The 16873-nt window shown below is 72.5% G+C and carries 17 protein-coding genes; 8 read left to right on the forward strand and 9 right to left on the reverse strand.

Annotated elements, in window-relative coordinates:
* Positions 1-17: 17 nt before the first annotated feature.
* Genes N542_RS0114165 through N542_RS0114185 form a run of 5 tightly spaced genes read right to left on the reverse strand, consistent with a single transcriptional unit; the run spans position 18 to position 4513 of the window.
* Entirely contained in the window at positions 18-674 is a 657-nt protein-coding gene (locus tag N542_RS0114165; protein WP_028644485.1) for a sigma-70 family RNA polymerase sigma factor, read from the reverse strand.
* Positions 675-716: 42 nt separating this feature from the next.
* A complete protein-coding gene (locus N542_RS0114170; RefSeq protein ID WP_231482662.1) occupies positions 717-1826 on the reverse strand; it encodes a DNA glycosylase AlkZ-like family protein in 1110 nt (369 codons plus the stop codon).
* 2 nt (positions 1827-1828) lie between these two features.
* Positions 1829-2707, reverse strand: coding sequence for an acyl-CoA thioesterase (locus N542_RS0114175; RefSeq protein ID WP_028644487.1), 879 nt, complete (start codon positions 2705-2707; stop codon positions 1829-1831).
* Entirely contained in the window at positions 2704-3567 is an 864-nt protein-coding gene (locus N542_RS0114180; protein ID WP_331279590.1) for an acyl-CoA thioesterase, read from the reverse strand. The genes N542_RS0114175 and N542_RS0114180 overlap by 4 nt, the downstream gene beginning before the upstream one ends.
* Positions 3560-4513, reverse strand: a complete 954-nt coding sequence (locus N542_RS0114185) for a PAC2 family protein (RefSeq protein ID WP_051551779.1) — start codon at positions 4511-4513, stop codon at positions 3560-3562. The genes N542_RS0114180 and N542_RS0114185 overlap by 8 nt, the downstream gene beginning before the upstream one ends.
* A 210-nt stretch (positions 4514-4723) precedes the next feature.
* On the opposite strand from N542_RS0114185, the gene N542_RS0114190 reads away from it, so the two are divergent.
* Entirely contained in the window at positions 4724-5950 is a 1227-nt protein-coding gene (locus N542_RS0114190) for a thiolase family protein (protein WP_028644490.1), read from the forward strand.
* On the forward strand, positions 5950-8019 hold the full coding sequence (locus N542_RS0114195) for a 3-hydroxyacyl-CoA dehydrogenase NAD-binding domain-containing protein (protein ID WP_036507810.1): 2070 nt from the start codon (positions 5950-5952) through the stop codon (positions 8017-8019). The genes N542_RS0114190 and N542_RS0114195 overlap by 1 nt, the downstream gene beginning before the upstream one ends.
* Before the next feature lie 353 nt (positions 8020-8372).
* On the opposite strand, the gene N542_RS24925 is transcribed toward N542_RS0114195, so the two are convergent.
* Complete coding sequence (locus tag N542_RS24925; RefSeq protein WP_051551781.1) at positions 8373-9830, reverse strand: PAS domain-containing sensor histidine kinase; 1458 nt, start codon at positions 9828-9830, stop codon at positions 8373-8375.
* 146 nt (positions 9831-9976) lie between these two features.
* On the opposite strand from N542_RS24925, the gene N542_RS0114205 reads away from it, so the two are divergent.
* Positions 9977-10495: a hypothetical protein gene (locus N542_RS0114205; protein ID WP_197025959.1), complete on the forward strand. Its 519-nt coding sequence runs from the start codon at positions 9977-9979 to the stop codon at positions 10493-10495.
* 12 nt (positions 10496-10507) lie between these two features.
* Positions 10508-10735 carry a hypothetical protein gene (locus N542_RS0114210; RefSeq protein ID WP_028644493.1) on the forward strand — a complete coding sequence of 76 codons (228 nt, stop codon included), beginning with the start codon at positions 10508-10510 and terminating at the stop codon, positions 10733-10735.
* 54 nt (positions 10736-10789) lie between these two features.
* Here the strand turns inward: N542_RS0114210 and N542_RS0114215 are convergent, their stop codons facing one another.
* The gene (locus tag N542_RS0114215) at positions 10790-12100 is read right to left on the reverse strand and encodes an HNH endonuclease signature motif containing protein (RefSeq protein ID WP_028644494.1); all 1311 of its coding nucleotides are present in this window, start codon (positions 12098-12100) and stop codon (positions 10790-10792) included.
* A gap of 102 nt (positions 12101-12202) precedes the next feature.
* Between N542_RS0114215 and N542_RS0114220 the strand changes: the two genes are divergently transcribed.
* Positions 12203-12901 (forward strand): L,D-transpeptidase family protein, encoded by a 699-nt coding sequence (locus tag N542_RS0114220; RefSeq protein WP_028644495.1) that lies wholly within the window; start codon positions 12203-12205, stop codon positions 12899-12901.
* Positions 12894-13475, forward strand: a complete 582-nt coding sequence (locus N542_RS24930) for a YdeI/OmpD-associated family protein (protein WP_036507814.1) — start codon at positions 12894-12896, stop codon at positions 13473-13475. The genes N542_RS0114220 and N542_RS24930 overlap by 8 nt, the downstream gene beginning before the upstream one ends.
* Here the strand turns inward: N542_RS24930 and N542_RS0114230 are convergent.
* Entirely contained in the window at positions 13454-14524 is a 1071-nt protein-coding gene (locus tag N542_RS0114230) for an alkene reductase (RefSeq protein ID WP_028644496.1), read from the reverse strand. The genes N542_RS24930 and N542_RS0114230 overlap by 22 nt on opposite strands.
* Before the next feature lie 207 nt (positions 14525-14731).
* Between N542_RS0114230 and N542_RS0114235 the strand changes: the two genes are divergently transcribed.
* The gene (locus N542_RS0114235) at positions 14732-15109 is read left to right on the forward strand and encodes a hypothetical protein (RefSeq protein ID WP_028644497.1); all 378 of its coding nucleotides are present in this window, start codon (positions 14732-14734) and stop codon (positions 15107-15109) included.
* A gap of 29 nt (positions 15110-15138) precedes the next feature.
* The gene (locus N542_RS0114240; protein ID WP_028644498.1) at positions 15139-15540 is read left to right on the forward strand and encodes a hypothetical protein; all 402 of its coding nucleotides are present in this window, start codon (positions 15139-15141) and stop codon (positions 15538-15540) included.
* A 6-nt stretch (positions 15541-15546) separates the two neighbouring features.
* On the opposite strand, the gene N542_RS0114245 is transcribed toward N542_RS0114240, so the two are convergent.
* The gene (locus N542_RS0114245) at positions 15547-16869 is read right to left on the reverse strand and encodes a sensor histidine kinase (protein ID WP_028644499.1); all 1323 of its coding nucleotides are present in this window, start codon (positions 16867-16869) and stop codon (positions 15547-15549) included.
* Positions 16870-16873: the final 4 nt, after the last annotated feature.

The following is a 16873-nucleotide window of genomic DNA, read 5'->3' on the forward strand; positions in this document are numbered from 1 at the left end:
GCTCCTCGATCCGTGGCTCAGGCCTCGAGCCGGAGCTCGCGGGTCTCGGGCATGGAGCTGGCCCGGACCAGGGTGCGGCGGCTCGCGAGCGCGGCGTACATGGCCCGGCGGGCGGCGTCGCGCTGCGACGGCTCGGCGGTCTCGTCGGTGCTCCCGGCGAGGGCGTCGCGCAGCAGCATCAGGGCCTCGGTGCGGAGCTGGATGACCTGCGCCTCGGCGACCCCGAGGTCGGCCGCGATGCCGGAGGTCGGCACCTCGTCGAGGAAGTAGCGCCCGACGACCTGGCGGTGCCGCTCGGACAGCTCGCCGATCGCGCCGCGCAGGCGGACCAGCCGGTCGTCGACCTCGGCCGGCTCGGCGGCGGGCGCCTGCGGCTCGGCCGGCATCCGGTCCTCGATGGCCCGGGCCTGGTGGGCTCGCACGACGTCGATCAGCACGCTCTTGATGCGGGCGGTGGCGTAGACCTCGAAGGCGCCGTCGCGGTCGGGCTCGAAGGCACGCGCGGCGTCGGTGAGGGCCACCAGACCGGCGGACGTCAGGTCGTCGCGGGGCACTGAGCGCGGCACCCGCGTCACGACCTGGTCCACGATCTGCTTCACCATCGGGACCGACTCCAGGGCCAGCTCGTCGGCGCTCAGGTGTCCTCGCGCGCTGCGCTCCTCGTGACCACTCATGCCCTGACCATCGGCAGGTCCGGCGCGGACCCAACCCTTTGACTAGACCAGATCCAGGTCGAGTCCCAGCCAGGCCGCGAGCGACTCGATCTCGGCCCGGACGGCCTCCGCGACCGCCGGCGGGAACGGCTCGTCCTCGTGGACCGCATGCACGACCAGCGCTCCCTCGGCCCGGTCGGCGGTGGCGTCGAGCTTGCCGACCAGGCGGTCGCCGTAGAGGACCGGGAGCGCGTAGTAGCCCCACCGCCGTTGCGCCACCGGCTTGTACATCTCCAGGACGTAGTCGTACTCGAAGATCTCGGTGACGCGCTTGCGGTCCTGGACGAGCCGGTCGAACGGCGAGAGCAGCGCCGCGCGGCCGTCGTACGCCGGGGCGCCCACCAGTCCCAGCAGGGAGGGATCGACCCGCCAGGTGCCCCGGACGCCCTCGATCACGGCCGGCTCCCCCGCGTCCCCGACGCTGTGCTGCTCCCCCGGCGAGGCCGCCGCCTTGGCCCGGGCGATGCCGAGGGCGGCCAGTCGTCGCGCGTGCAGCAGCCGGCGAGCCTCCTCGACGTCGGGGACCGGGTCGTCGGGGTAGATCCGCTCTGCCAGGTCCCACAGCTGCTCCCGCCCCTGCCGACCGGCCGTGGCGACCTCGCCGCGCGCGACCATGAGCTGCAGCAGCATCCGGACGTTGCGGTCGTTGTTCCAGCCCGACGACTGCCAGGGCACCTCACAGCTGTCGGGCAGCTCGCTGGCCGGCAGCGGACCATCGCTGCGCAGCCGGTCGAGGAGGTCGCGCCGGCAGGCGTCGTTGGCCTCGACCCACTCCGCGCGGGCGACCTGCCACCCCGTGAGGTCGCCGACCCCCGGCCACTGGGCCATCTCGGCGCGGAAGAGCGCCAGGTCCTCGGCCGGCCGGATGTAGCCCTGGTGCTCGATCAGCCGCTGCTCGTCGATCGCGTCGCGCAGCGCGGCGACGTCGTACGACGGCCCCAGGCGGCTCCACAGGACCAGGTCGGCGCTGGGGGCGATCGCGCTGGTCGGCTCGGCCTGCAGCACGGTGAGGTGCCGGACCACCTCGAGCAGGTCGTCGGGTCGAGCGGGCCCGAGCAGCTGAGCCTCGACGGCGATCCGCCGGGCATCGGCTCGAGACAGCTGGTGGACCACCGTCACTCCCGGGAGCCGGGTCCCTCGCTGCCGTCGCGACGGGGCCGGATCAGGCCCTCCTGGGCGGCCGTGGCGACCAGCGTGCCGTCGGCGGTGAAGATCCGACCGAACGCCAGGCCGCGCGCACCCTGCGCCGAGGGCGACCACTGGTCGTAGAGCCACCACTGGTCGGCCCGGAACGGCCGGTGGAACCACAGCGTGTGGTCGAGCGAGGCCATCTGCGTCCGCGACGGGTTCACGTCGTGCACCGACAGCGTCGAGCCGAGCAGGCTCACGTCGCTGGCATAGGTGAAGGCCGCCGCGTGGATGGCGGGGTCGTCGGGCAGGCCCTCACGCAACCGGATCCACATCCGCGCCTGCGACACGTGACCGTCGTCGGGCTCCAGGCCCCAGCGCGTGTTGCCGAGCCAGCGCACGTCGAGCGCGCCCCACTCCTTGCCGAGCGCGTCGGCCTCGTCGTTGCCGCCCTTGCGCATCACGTCGACCAGGTCGAAGCCGGTCTCGGGCGCACCCACCGCCGGCATCGCGTCCTGGTGGTCGTAGCCCTCCTCGGGCTTCTGGAAGTTCAGCGTCTGGTAGTAGATCGGCCGCCCGTGCTGGCGCGCGACGACGCGTCGGGTCAGGAACGAGCGGCCGTCGCGGATCCGCTCGACGTCGTACACGATCGGGACGGCATAGTCGCCGCCGCGCAGGAAGTAGGAGTGCAGCGAGTGCACGGCGAACTCGCTCGGGACCGTGCGGATGCCGGCGATCAGCGCCTGCGCCGCGACCTGGCCGCCGTACACCCGGGCCCGGGCGGACTCGGGCTGCTTGCCGCGGAACAGGTCGCCGTCGAGCTGCTCCACGTCGAGCAGGTCGACGAGCTCCTCGGTGGGGTTCACTTGCTCTCCTTGAGGGGACGGAGCACGGCCTCCTGGGCGACCGAGGCCACCAGCTGCCCGTCCTGCGTGAAGACCCGGGCGAGGATCAGGCTGCGCCCGCTCGACGCCGACGGCGAGACCTGGTCGTAGAGCCACCACTCGTCCGCGCGGAAGGGCCGGTGGAACCACACGGCGTGGTCGAGCGACGCGACGAACGCGTCACCGCGGCCGAAGCTGATGCCGTGCGGCGCCATCGCCGCGCCGACCAAGGTCATGTCGGACAGGTAGGTGAACGCGGCGCGGTGGAAGGACTGCTCGTCGGGGAGCGGCGAGGAGACCCGCAGCCAGACCCGTTGCCGCCCCGGGTGCGCGGGGTCGTCGTCGAGCCCACCGGCGGACGACCCGACGAAGCGGATGTCGGCGACGTTCCACTGGTCGGCGTGCAGCTCCTCCTGGGCCTGCCGACTGACCGGGCGCACCGACTCGTGGTCGGGGCCGGGCACGTCGGGCATCGACTCCTCGTGCTCGAAGCCCTGCTCCGCCACGTGGAAGTTGACGGTCTGGGCGTAGATCGGCCGACCGTGCTGCTGCGCGATCACCCGGCGGGTGACGAACGAGCGGCCGTCGCGGAGGTTCTCCACGTCGTAGATCGTCGGCGTGCTCGGGTCGCCGGGCTGCAGGAAGTAGGAGTGCAGCGAGTGGGCGACGAACCTGTCCTCGACCGTCCGGGTCGCGGCGACGAGGGCCTGGGCGGCGATCTGGCCGCCGAAGACCATGGGTCGCGACGTGGGCATCTGCGAGCCGCGGAAGAGATCGTCGTCGATCCTCTCGAGGTCGAGCAGCTCCAGCAGCTCCTCGGCGTCGCGCGGCACCTCAGCCACGCTCCTGCTCGCCGGGGGTGTCCTCGGGTCCGTCCAGCCCGGCCAGGAACTGCTCGAACTGGCGGCCGATCTCGTCACCGGTCGGCAGCGGCTGGTCGGCGGCGAGCAGGTTGGACCCGTCCTCCTCGGCGCGCTCGAACGCGTCGTACTGCCGCTCGAGCGCGGCGACCACCTCGGCCACCTCCTCGTTGGCGGTCAGGTAGCCCGCGATCTCCGCCTCCTTGTCCTCGGCCTCGGCCCGCAGACCGGAGAGGTCGATGGTGAGCCGGCCGGCGATCTCGACCTGCTCGAGGAGCACCGCGGCCGCGAGGGGGAAGTCCATCTGGGCCAGGTAGTGCGGCACGTGCGCGACGAAGCCCATGGCGTCGTGGCCCCACTCGCCCAGCCGGATCTCCAGCAGCGCCTGGGCGCTGCTGGGGATGCGCAGCTCGCCGCGCCACGGGCTGACCGAGGTCAGCAGGTCCGGGTCGTTGGCGTGCGGGGTCAGCGCGATCGGGCGCGTGTGCGGCACCGCCATCGGCACCGAGCCGATGCCGATCACCCGCGAGACGCCGAGCCGCTCGACCACCTCGCGCACGGCGCGGCAGAACGCCTCCCAGCGGTTGTCCGGCTCGGGCCCGCTCAGCAGGAGGTACGGCGTACCGCCGGTGTCACGCAGCAGCCGCACGACGAGCCGCGGCGCGTCGTACGCCGCGTAGTGGTCGCGGTCGAAGGTCATCGGTGGCCGTCGGGCCCGGTAGTCGTGGAGCTGGTCGACGTCGAAGGTCGCCACCACGGGACCGTCCGACAGGTCGGTGAGGTGCTGGGCCGCCCGCGCGGCGGCGTTGCCGGCGTCCAGGAAGCCGTCGAGCACCAGCACCATCGCGAGCTCGTCGCCGGCCGCACGCACCGCGTCCAGCTCCGGCACCTCGTCGACGATGTGCACCAACTGCTCGCGCTTGCTCACAGGACCCCTTCTCCGATCGGCGGTCGACGAACGGGTCGCCGACGCTCTCGCCTAACCGTAGTGGGCCGCCCGGTTGTTCCGCCGACCTGGCGCCGTCAGTCGTCCACGCAGTCCGCGGGGTCAGTCCCGGGGGTCGTCCGGCACCGTTGTTACCGTGGGGTAACCTGCGTTCGTCCGATCGCGACCGACTCCCGAGGAGAACACCCAGAGATGGCATCAGCCCGACAGCTGCGAGAGGTCGTCTTCGTCGACGGCGTCCGCACCCCGTTCGGCGTCGGCAAGGCCAGCGGCCAGTACGCCGAGACCCGCGCCGACGACCTCGTGATCAAGTGCATCCGGGAGCTCCTGCGACGCAACCCGTCGCTGCCGCCCGAGCGCGTCGACGAGGTGGCCGTCGCCGCCACCACCCAGATCGGCGACCAGGGCCTGACGATCGGCCGGACCGCCGCGCTGCTGGCCGGGCTGCCGCAGAGCGTCCCCGGCTTCGCGATCGACCGGATGTGCGCCGGCGCGATGACCGCCGTGACCACCACCGCCTCCGGCATCGCCTTCGGTGCGTACGACGTCGCCATCGCGGGCGGCGTGGAGCACATGGGCCGCCACCCGATGGGCGAGGGCGTCGACCCCAACCCGCGGATCCTCTCCGAGCGGATCGTCAACCCCGACGCGCTCGTGATGGGCAAGACCGCCGAGAACCTGCACGACCGCTACCCCACGATCACCAAGGAGCGCGTCGACGCCTACGCCGTCCGCTCCCAGGACAAGACGGCGGCGGCGTACGCCGCGGGCCGGATCCAGCCCGACCTCGTCCCCGTGGCCACCAGGTCGGCCGAGCTCGGCTGGGGCCTGGCCTCGACCGACGAGCCGATGCGTCCGGGCACCACGATGGGAACCCTGGCCGCGCTCAAGACGCCGTTCCGTGCGCACGGCAAGGTCACCGCCGGCAACGCCGCGGGCATCAACGACGGTGCGACCGCCTCACTGCTCGCCGACGAGGAGACCGCCCGCGAGCTCGGTCTGCCCATCCGGATGCGACTGGTGTCGTACTCCTACGTGGGTGTCGAGCCCGAGGTGATGGGCGCGGGCCCGATCCCGGCCACCGAGAAGGCCCTCAAGCAGGCCGGGCTGACGATCGACGACATCGGCGCGTTCGAGGTCAACGAGGCGTTCGCCGTCCAGGTGCTGGCCTTCCTCGAGCACTTCGGCATCGCCGACGACGACGTCCGGGTCAACCCGTACGGCGGCGCCATCGCGATGGGCCACCCGCTCGCGTCCTCCGGCGTACGCCTGATGACCCAGCTGGCGCGGTCCTTCGAGGAGCACCCCGAGGTCCGCTACGGCCTGACCACCATGTGCATCGGCATCGGCATGGGCGGCACCGTGATCTGGGAGAACCCGCACCACACCGCCACCACCGAGGGGAAGGACAAGGCCTGATGAGCGACCTCACGAAGCTGCTGACCCGCGCCCAGGAGATCTCCTCCGACGCCGAGCGCGTGACCGAGGCCCACCTGCGCAAGGTGACGCTGCCCCACGGGGCCGGCGTCCTGGGCCTGATCACCCTCGACAACGGCGAGGACCACACCAAGCCCAACACCTTCGGACCCCGGTCCCTGATCGCGCTCAACACGGCGATCGACGCGGCCCTGGCCGACGACGAGATCCGGGCGATCGGCGTCACCGGCAAGCCGTTCATCCTGGCGGCCGGCGCCGACCTCACCTCGATCGCCGGCGGCGGCTCCGACGCCGTACGCGTGGTCGCCGAGCTCGGGCACGCGGTCTTCCGCAAGCTCAGGGACGGCGGCAAGACCTCGTTCGGGTTCATCAACGGGCTCGCGCTCGGCGGTGGCCTCGAGGTCGCGCTGCACTGCGACTACCGCACGGTGATGGACAGCGCCCCGGCGCTCGGTCTGCCCGAGGTCATGCTGGGCCTGGTCCCCGGCTGGGGCGGCGCCTACCTGGTGCCCCACCTGATCGGCGCCGACAAGGCCGTGACGGTGATCCTCGAGAACCCGCTCAACAACGGCAAGACCCTCGGCGGCCAGGCCGCCTTCGAGATGGGCCTCGCCGACGCCGTCTTCTCCGGCGTCGACTACCTCGAGCAGTCGCTGCTGTGGGCGGCCTCGGTGCTCACCGGCGACGTCGTCGTCGAGCGGGCCGAGGTCGACAAGGGCGAGGGGTGGGACGCCGCGGTCGCGCGAGCCGCCCAGCTCGCCGAGACCCGGACGGGTGGTGCCAGCCCCGCCGCCAAGAAGGTCGTCGAGCTGATCGCGGGCGCACGGACCGCGACCCGCGACGAGGGCTTCGCGGCCGAGGACGACGCCCTGGAGGCGATGTCGCGCACGCCGGAGCTGCTCGCCTCGCTCTACGCGTTCGACCTGGTGCAGAAGCGCGCCAAGCGCCCCGCCGGCGCGCCGGACCGGTCGCTGGCCCGCCCGGTCACCAAGGTCGGCATCGTGGGTGCCGGCCTGATGGCCTCTCAGTTGGCGCTGCTGTTCGTACGCCGTCTCGAGGTCCCCGTGGTGCTGACCGACCTCGACCAGGAGCGCGTCGACAAGGGCGTCGCGTACGTCCACGGCGAGATCGACAAGCTGCTCGCCAAGGGCCGGATCAACCACGACAAGGCCAACCGTCACAAGGCCCTCGTCTCCGGCGCGATCGACAAGGCGGAGGTCTTCGCGGACGCCGACTTCGTCATCGAGGCCGTCTTCGAGGAGATGTCGGTCAAGAAGTCCGTCTTCGCCGACGTCGAGAAGGTCGTGTCGCCGACCTGCATCCTGGCCACCAACACCTCGTCGCTGTCGATCACCGAGATGGCCGCCGACCTCGAGCACCCCGAGCGGGTCGTCGGCTTCCACTTCTTCAACCCGGTCGCGGTGATGCCGCTGCTGGAGATCGTCAAGGGCGAGCGCACCGACGACGCCACGCTGGCGACGGCGTTCGGCACCGGCAAGGCGCTGAAGAAGACCACCATCCTGGTCAACGACAGCCCGTCGTTCATCGTCAACCGGCTGCTCGGCCGCTTCATGGGCGAGGTCGGCCGGATCGTCGACGAGGGCACCCCGGTGACCGTCGCGGACGCCGCCTTCGCCGGCGTCGCGCCGATGCCTCCCTTCGTGCTGCTCTCGCTGGTCGGGCCGGCGATCGCGCTGCACAACAACGAGACGCTGCACGGCGCCTTCCCGGACCGCTTCTACGTCTCCCCCGCGCTCGAGCGGGTGGTGGCGGCGCGGAAGTCGTCGTACTACGGCCCCGACGGCGCCCTCGACCCCGAGGTCGTGACGCTGCTCGAGACGCCCTCGTCGCCGGTCGTGCTCGAGCCCGCCGAGGTGCGCACCCGGGTGCTCACCGGGCTGGCCGACGAGGCCCGCCGGATGCTCGACGAGGGTGTCGTCGTCGCTGCCGAGGACCTCGACCTGGCGATGATCACGGGCGCCGGCTTCTCGTTCTGGAACGGTGGCCTGACGATGCTGCTCGAGCGCGAGGGCCTCGGCAAGTTCCACTGACCGGCCCCGCCGGTCGAGCTCGTCGCGACCCCCGCACCCGACGCACCCGCGCCGGCTGCGGGGGTCTCGACGACGCTCGCTGGCGCTCGCTGCTCGACCACCGACCTCGGTGGTTGATGTGCGGGTCCGGTGGTTGAGGTGCGGGTCCGGTGGTTGAGGTGCGAGGGCCGCTAGGCCCGAGCCTCGAAACCACCGCCACCCGACGCACCCGCGCCGGCTGCGGGGGTCTCGACGACGCTCGCTGGCGCTCGCTGCTCGACCACCGGTTCGGTGGTTGAGGTGCGAGGGCCGCCAGGCCCGAGCCTCGAAACCACCACCACCCGGCAGCCCCGGTGGTTGAGGTGCGAGGGCCGCTAGGCCCGAGCCTCGAAACCACCGCCACCCGCGGGCAGCGTCACCCGGAACGTGCTGCCTCTTCCGAGCTCGCTCTCCAGCGAGACGACGCCGCCGTGGGCGGCCACGATCGAGCTCACGATGTCGAGCCCGAGACCGGTGCCCGGGATCTGCTGCTCGAGTGCGCCGCCTCCCCGGAAGAAGCGACCGAAGACCTGGTCGACCTCGTCGGGGGCGATGCCGATGCCGGTGTCGCTGACCTCGAGCACGGTGTCGTCGCCGGCTCGGCGCAGGGCGACGGTGACCGTGCCACCGGCGGTGCTGTACTTCACGGCGTTGGAGAGCAGGTTGTCGACCACCTGCCGGATCCGTTGCTGGTCGACCCGGGCGACGAGTCGCTCCGGCTGGTCGACCCGGACCTCGATGTCGGCCGTGGCGGCGACCCGGCGCGCGGCCTCGGCGGCGTCCGCGACGATGGCGACCAGGTCCGCCTCGGCGTACAGCAGACGCAGTCCGCCCTCCTCGACCTGCCCCACCTCGAGGAGGTCGGAGACCAGCGCCAGCAGGCGTACGGCGTTGCGCTCCACGACCTGGATCTGCGTCCGTACGGCGGGCGAGAGCGACTGGTTGTCGCGGAGCAGCTCCAGGTAGCCGAGCACCGAGGTGAGCGGGGTCCGCAGCTCGTGCGACACCGAGGAGATGAACTCGTCCTTCACCTTCATCGCACGCATCAGCTCGGTGATCTCCTGGTAGGCGAGCGCCGCGCCCAACCGCTCCCCTGACGGCCCGCGCACCTGGCGCGCCGAGGTGGAGAACGCCCGCCGGGTGAGCGGGTCGTCGCCCACCCAGTAGGTGTAGTCGTCGAACTCCTCGCCCTGCGTGGCGCGGTAGGAGGGCATGTCCTCGCGGGCCATCAGCGTGTGGCCGTCGGGGTGGTAGACGTGACCGAGCTGGCCGGCGGTGCCCTCGTGACCGTCCGGGAAGGGCAGGTGCATCGTCTCCTGGTGTCGACGGTTCATCCGCTCGTAGCGACCGTCCCGGCCGATCAGCAGGAGCCCGACGCTCACCGTCTCGAACACCGCCTCCATCGACTGGCGCTCCCGCTCCGCGGCCGTGATGTCGAGGATCTGCGAGATGAAGTGCAGCGGCTCGCGGTCCGGTCCGCGCACCAGGGCGACCGACAGGTCTCCCCAGACGACGTGGCCCTCCGCGTGCAGGAAGCGCTTGCGCAGCCGGTACGAGTCGATCTCGCCGGCCAGGGCCCGCTCGAACTGGGTGAGGTCGGCGTCGAGGTCGTCGGGGTGGGTGAGCTCCTGGAAGCCGCGCGCGGTGAGCTCCTCGACGCCGTACCCGAGCATCTCGGACATCGCGAGGTTGGCCATCAGCAACCGTCCGTCGAGCCCGACCATCGCCATCCCGATCGGCGAGTGCTGGAGCGTGAGGAGCCAGGGGTCCGCACGCTCGACCGCACCCTCCATGGGCTCACCGTAAGGGACGACAGCGTCGCTACGCCGGACTGCCGCGCCCGGACGGGGCCGTCCGGCTGCAAAAGTCTGCACGCCGCACATCACCGCGTACGCCATGCATCACGGCCGTCGGGGTACCGGTCCGCATGCTCACGAAAGTGCTCGTCGAAGGAGTCGTGTCCGGGGCGGTCGGCATGGCCGCCATGACGGCGCTCGAGAAGCTCGAGCAGCGGTTCACGGCTCGGCCGGACTCCCACGTCCCCGCTCGGGTCCTCGAGCGGCTCACCGGGGCGCGCGACCACGACGGCGGAGAGCTGCGGGCCTGGAACCTCGTGATGCACCACGGTCAGGGTCTGGCACTCGGACCGCTGCGGTCGTTGATGGCCCACGCCGGCCTTCGTGGGCCGGTGGCGTCCGCGAAGTTTGCCGTCGTCCGGCTGACCAACGACCAGATCCTGGAGAACCTCACGGGCGTCGGGGCGCCGCCCCAGACCTGGCCTCGGAGCGAGATCGTCGTCGACGTCCTCCACAAGGCGGCGTACGCCCTCGTCACCGGGCTGGTCGCCGACGTGCTCGCCGGCCGCAGCGGATCCGGACCCGGACAGCGGCATGCCTCCGCACCGGGTCGCCGCTCGGGGGTCGGGCCGCTCCCGCGCACCAGCGCACCGACGAACTGAGAGGTCACTGCGATGAGACCGTCCTACCCGTTCACTCCCGACCACCACCAACCCGGATCGCTCGCGTCGACCGGCCGCTGCTCCTGGCACGGCGGGGACAGCCGCACCGTCGAGTCATGCCAGGGCGATGCCGTGGTGTCCTTCCAGGACAGCGAGGGCACCTGGCAGTCGGGCTGTGCTGCGGCGCTCGAGGAGCTCGTCGAACGCGGCGAGATCGAGCCTCTCGGCCAGGGCGCCTGACCACGCGGCGCGGTGGCGACGAACGACGCCGACGGTCCCGCCGACCGCAACTGCCTACGCGACCAGGATCAGCCGGCGCAGGCTCCACTCGAGGTCGCTCCGGACTCGCGCCGCGCAGGGTGTCGGGGCTGCGGGGGCGGTGGATCGATAGGCATGGCCGGTCGGCAGCGTGGTCTCGACCGTGTGGAGCGCCCCCGGCGGGCCGGTGATGGGGCGTGACCGCCAGCCGACACCCTGCTTGGCGAGGTTGCACTGCTGGCAGAGGCCCTGACCGTTCACGGCGGAGGTGTCGCCGCCGGCGACGTCGGGGACGACGTGGTCGCGCTGCCGGATGACGGCGTCGCAATAAGGGCTGCGGCAGGTGCGGTCGCGCAGCTCGATGAACGAGGCGAGCCCTGCAGGGAAGAAGCGGGCCCTCGAGTCCATCGCGACCAGCGCCCCGGTGTCGGGTGCGGCGTACAGCCGGCGGAGCTCGGCGATCGCGTCGCCACGGGCGCCGAGGACGAGGTCGCGTGCTGCGTCGGGGGTGAGCGGGCCGAAGTCCTGGAGCCAGGCAGGTTCGTGGCCGCCAGCCAGGAGCGTCTCGTCGGAGACGACCAGGTTGACCCGGACCGGTACGGCGTCGGCGGTGCTCTGGCCGGTGATCCGCTGCACCAGGGTGTCGGCCATGATCTGGCCGCGCGAGCGGCCATCGCCCCGACCGACGAGCAGGTCGGCGACCCGGGTCAGGGTCGCCCACACGGCGATGCCCTGGGCGGCAGGGAGCAGGGCGGACAGCTGCGACATGGTGTCGGGCGCGGGCCGCACCGAGACCCGCCGCTCCGCTTCCGCCCTGGCCCGCCGATCGACCAGGGCCTCAGGATCGAGGCGCGCCACCAGCCTCTGGCACTCGGCAACGAGCCGGCGATCGCCCCAGCCGTCGAACCGTCTGCCGCCCGCACCGTCCGGTGCGCAGATCCGCTCGTCGACCCGAGCGCGGTCCTCCCGGGACAGGCAGGCGGTCTCGCGGGCGATCAGCGTCGCCCGCCACTCCGAGAGCACCCCGGCCTCCATCGCGGCGAGGGCGTGCGGCAGCTCGGCGACCAACGCGTGGGCGAGCCCGAGCAGTCGTCGACCGCCTGCCGGCGACTCACGGCGGGCGAACGCCACCTGGGAGGCCACCCCACGCCCCTGCTCGGCCACCGGCAGCCGCAGATCGCGATGCTCGGCCCTGACCAGCTCGTCGAGTCGCTCCGCCAGCCGGGCCTGCGCCGCGCAGGCGCGAGACTTCTGAGCCTCGAGCTCGGCGATCAGATCCACGACGTCCGCGGGCGTGCTCGCCGACGCCGCAAGGGCGGGGACGTCGTCGAGGAGCGGTGCGGGCATGCCCGCAGTTTATCGAACGTATGTTCGATTCGCAAGAGGCGATTCACAGATCGACGCGCCGAAGCAACTGCGTCTTCGGCGGCCGTGGGTGAAGATGGGAGCATGCAGGTGCTCAGGACTCTCGTGATCGGCGTCGTCGCCGCGGCCCTGCTCGGCCTCGTCGCTCCCGGCCCGTCGTACGCCGCCCGCTCGCACGGCGTGGCCACCCTGCAGAAGCGGCTCAACGCGCTGCACTGCGACGCTGGCCCGGCCGACGGCAGGTGGGGCGACCACACCCGGTCGGCGCTGATCCGCTTCCAGTCCCGGGTCGGGCTGCGGCAGACCGGCAAGGTCGGCGCTCGCACCCGCAAGCGGGTGTACGCCGACGACGCCCCCCGCTGCGACGTACGCCGGCTGCCGCGTGGCTCCGGGCACGGCCGCCGGATCGTGATCTCCCAGCACCAGAACTGGGTGTGGCTGGTCGGCTCGAAGGGCCAGGTCGTCGCCCAGGGCGGGATGGTCGACAACACCGACGTGCTCAAGCGCGGCGCGTACGGCGTCGGCTCGTACTGCGGTCGTCCGACCCGGGTGAAGCTCAACCAGAGCGGCGCGGTGTGGATGGACGACTTCGTCCGGTTCGCGCCGTGCGGCGTCGGCTTCCACCGCATCCCGCGCTACAAGAGCACCGGCAAGCAGATGCACGCCGACTGGCTGCTCGGCACCGACCTCGCCCGGTCCCACGGCTGCATCCGGCTGAGCAAGCGCCTGTCGAAGCGGATCTGGGACTTCACCACCCGGCCGACCCCGGTGCGGGTTGTCTGAGGTCCTCGAGCTCCGCGACGGCGACGCCTGGGAGACGTGGCTGGCGCAGCACCACGACACGGCGGGCGAGGCGTGGCTGCGGATCGCGAAGAAGGGCTCGGGCCTCGAGCTGCTGTCGATCTCCGACGCCCTCGACGGCGCGCTGTGCTTCGGCTGGATCGACGGGCAGCGCAAGGGGCTCGACGGCGTGTCGTTCCTGCAGCGCTACTGCCCGCGCCGGGCGCGCAGCTCCTGGTCGCAGGTCAACGTCGGCAAGGTCGCCGCACTGCTGGCCGCCGGCCGGATGCGTCCCGCCGGGCTGGCCCAGGTCGACGCGGCGAGGGCCGACGGTCGCTGGGCAGCGGCGTACGAACGGCAGCGCACGGCGACCGTGCCCGACGACCTGCGGGCCGCCCTCGACGCCGACCCGCTCGCGGGTGCCGCCTTCCACGCGCTCGGCCGGACGGAGCGGTACGCCGTGATGCTGCCGGTGCTGAAGGCGACGACGCCCGAGGCGCGGGCGCTCGTCGTACGCCGCCAGGTCGAGCGGCTGGCGGCGTACGACGGGCCTACTCAGTCGTCCAGGGACGGATAGTCGGTGTAGCCCTCGGCCCCGCCACCGTAGAAGGTGTCGGGGTTCGGCTCGTTGAGCTCGGCACCGGTCTCCCAGCGCTTGGGCAGGTCCGGGTTGGCGAGGAAGAGCCGACCGATCGCGACGGCGTCGGCGACGTCCTCGTCGAGCAGCGCCTGCGCCATCGCGGCCGTGGTGACGACCCCGAACCCGTCGTTGGCGATCAGCACGCCGCCGAAGTCCTTGCGCATCCGCTGCACCAGGTCGAGGCGCGGCTGCGCCAGCACGCTCAGGTAGGCGAGGCCGAGCGGCGCGATCTCGTCGATGACCGCGGCGTACGTCGCCTCGACGTCGTCCGGGTCCTCCTCGGTGGCGCCCTGGATGTTGTGCGCCGGCGAGAGGCGTACGCCGACCCGGTCGGCCCCGATCGCGTCGGCGACCGCCCGGATCACCTCGATCGCGAAGCGGGCCCGGTTGGCGGGCGACCCGCCGTACTCGTCGGTGCGCTCGTTGGAGCCGGGCGCGAGGAACTGGTGGATCAGGTAGCCGTTGGCGCCGTGCACCTCGACGCCGTCGAGACCGGCCTCGACCGCGTTGCGGGCCGCGCTCACGAACTCCTCGATGACCGCGGGGATCTCGTCCGTCTCGATCGCGCGCGGTGTCGGGTAGGCCTGCTGACCGTTCGGCGTGACGATCTCTCCGGGAGCGGCGATCGCGCTGGGCGCGATGATCTCCTGGCCGCCGGTGTTGTCGGGGTGGGCGACCCGGCCGGCGTGCATCAGCTGCGCGACGATCCGACCGCCGTTGGCGTGGACCGCGTCCGCGACCCGGCGCCAGCCCGCGAGCTGCTCGGGCGAGTGGAAGCCGGGCGTGTCCAGGTAGCCCTGGCCACGAGCACTGGGCTGGCTGCCCTCGGTGATGATCAGACCCGCGGAGGCGCGCTGCGCGTAGTACTCGACCGCGAGGTCGCCGGGGACGGTGCCCTTCGAGCGGTTGCGCGTCAGCGGCGCCATCACGATCCGGTTGGGCAGGGTCCAGGCGCCGGCGGTCAGGGGTTCGAACAGATCAGCCATCGTGGTGACAGCTCCTCGGGCTGGAAGACAGGGTCATCAGTCCCAGCCGTGCCCAGTCGCGAGGCATTCCACCACCCCGGGTGAGGAGACTCACCCGCCCGCACAGGCATGGATCGGCTTTGCCTGCCCTTAGCCGCGCGCTGGAGTGCCCTTAAAGCACTCGCTGCGAGCGTCTTCCTCGTCAGTCCGACCGAACGAGGAGACCAGATGAAGAAGGCAGTGCTGGCCGGCATCGTGGCCGTCGTGGTGCTGGTGGTCGCCGTTGGCGGCGCCTGGTGGGCGCTCAGCGGGGACGACGAGTCCACACTGCGCGGAGCCTGCGGGAGCGCCACCTACGAGCTGTCCGCCGAGGATGAGGAAGGCGGCGTCGAGGTGACCTTCGAGGTCCGGTCCGCGGCCCCCGCGGAGACGTGGCAGGTCGTCATCACCCAGGACGGCACCGAGGTCTACTCCGGCACCCGACAGACCGACGAGGACGCCGAGCTCGACGTCGACGTCACCGTCTCGGCGAAGGACGGCTCGTCCTTCACCGCGACCGCCACCCCGCAGGACGGCGAGCCCTGCACGGCCTCGCTCGACCGCTGAACGTCCATCGACACCAACGAGGAGACACCATGAAGAAGCAGCTGATCGTCCTGACCACCGCCGGCACCCTGATCGCCGGCACCGGCGCCGCCCTGGTCGCAGCGCCCGCCCAGGCCGACGGGCCCGAGCGGCACGCGTACGGCACGGTGGCCGGCGCGTCGTACGAGATCGCCGTGGAGAAGGAGCGCCGCTTCGAGGTCGACGCCGACCTCGACGACGTCGCGGCCGGCTCGAGCTGGCGGATGGTGGTGCGTCACGAGGGCAAGGTCGTCGGCACCCGCACGGCGCGCGCCGTGCGCGACGACGGCCGCTGGGAGGTCGACTTCCGCGAGGTCCGCAGCAAGAACACCAAGGGCGCGGACACCTTCAAGGTGACGATCAAGCGCGTCGGCGGCCCGAAGGTCGTGCGCACCCTGCGCTTCGCCCGCTGACGGTCATCAGCGGGCGGCGGGGCCGAGGTCGACGACGACCCGCGCCCCGCCGTACGGCGAGACGCCCCACGACAGACCGCCACCGGACTCGGTGGCGGTCGTGTCGACGATGGCCAGGCCCAGCCCCGTCGAGCCGGAGCCGGACTCACCGCGGCCCGCGACGTCGACGCCGTCGGGGAAGCCGGCACCGCCGTCTTCGACCGTCAGCCGGAGCCCGCCCGCGTCGCGGTCCGCGAGGACGACCAGCACGGCGGCGTCGTCCGGGGTGTGGGAGAAGACGTTGTCGAGCAGCACGTCGACCAACGCCCGGAGGTCCTCCTCCGAGGTCGGCACCAGCACCGGGCGGGTCGGCTCGACCCGGACCTCGAAGGGCCGCCCCTGGTCCTCGGCCAGCGGCGCCCAGAAGTGCACCCGCTCGGCCAGGACGGCCACCGCGTCCGACTGGGGCGCCACGCCCTCACGCTCCGAGCGGCGGGCCTCGCGGACGACGTGGTCGACGGTCGCCTGGAGCTCGTCGAGATCGGCGCCCAGGCGGGCCCGGTCGTCGGGATCGGTCAGGGCGTCGACCCGCAGGCGGAGCGCGGTCATGGGTGTCCGGAGCCGGTGGGAGACGTCGGCGACGCTCGCCCGCTCCCGCTCGAGCAGGTCCTCGATGCGGCCGACCAGCCGGTTCATGGCCGTCGTCAGCTCGCGCACCTCGGGCGGACCGGACGGGTCGAGGGTCTCCGGTCGGCGCCGCTCCCCCAGGTGCGTCGCGTACGTCGCGAGCCGGCGGATCGGCACCACGAACGACCGGCCCAGCCGGTCGGCGAGCACCAGGGCGCCGACCAGCAGCACCACACCCAGGAGGAGGAGGACCAGCCAGCTGCGGACGATGTCGGACTCCAGGCCCGGCGGGCGCACCTCCACCCGGATCACCGGGGTGTCCTGCGGCGCCACACTGCTGCCGCCGAGCGACACCGGGACCAGGATCTCGGAGCCCCCGTCGACGTCGCGCACGCTCGCCTGGCCCGTCAGCCGGGCCTGGACGACGTCGGCATCCTCGCCCGGAGCCGGCCCGATGCCCTCGCCGCCCGGGTGCAGCGCCGAGGGCGGGTAGAGCACGGTCGTCGTCACGTCGTCGCCGCGGTTGACCTTCTCCAGGTACGTCGCCACGGCGCCGCGGTCCTGCCCGGAGACGACCGACTCGGTGGCCTGCACCTCCAGGGCGGCGCGCGACAGCCGGTCCTCGAGGGCGTAGCTGCGCAGCAGCACGGCCATCGGCACCAGCATCGCGAGCAGCACCATGGTCACCGCGGCCGCGACGGTCAGGATCAGGCTGCGACGCACCGGG

Origin of the sequence: Nocardioides sp. URHA0020, assembly GCF_000620705.1 — a bacterium.
Taxonomy (GTDB): Bacteria; Actinomycetota; Actinomycetes; order Propionibacteriales; family Nocardioidaceae; genus Nocardioides.